The organism is Vibrio sp. 10N.222.52.B7 (assembly GCF_041474275.1).
GTDB lineage: Bacteria > Pseudomonadota > Gammaproteobacteria > Enterobacterales > Vibrionaceae > Vibrio > Vibrio crassostreae_C.
Map to the genome: position 1 here is coordinate 1 of NZ_JBFRTU010000204.1, position 329 is coordinate 329.

Annotated in this window: 1 protein-coding gene; it reads left to right on the plus strand. The window is 45.3% G+C overall.

Annotation, left to right across the window (positions count from 1 at the left end; genetic code table 11):
• Positions 1–329 (plus strand): acetate--CoA ligase family protein (locus tag AB4512_RS22405; protein ID WP_372175741.1); only part of this gene is annotated, 329 nt, incomplete at both ends.

Sequence of the window (329 nt, forward strand, 5' to 3'; positions counted from 1 at the left end):
CGTATATCGCAAATGGTAGTGGATTGCCCTGAAATACATGATTTGGATATCCATCCAGTACTGGCCAATGGTGACAAGTTCACGATATTAGATGCCGATATCATCTTGAAAGCGTACGAAGGCGATCCACAGGAACGTCTTGCGATTCGCCCTTATCCGGTCGAGCTTGAAGAACGTATCCAGCTAAAAGATGGAACCGAAGTGTTGTTACGCCCTATTCTTCCCGAAGATGAACCGCTTCATGCTGACTTCATTAACCGTGTGTCTAAGGAAGATCTCTATAAGCGTTTCTTTAGTGATGTCGGTGAATTCAATCATGAGGCGTTGGC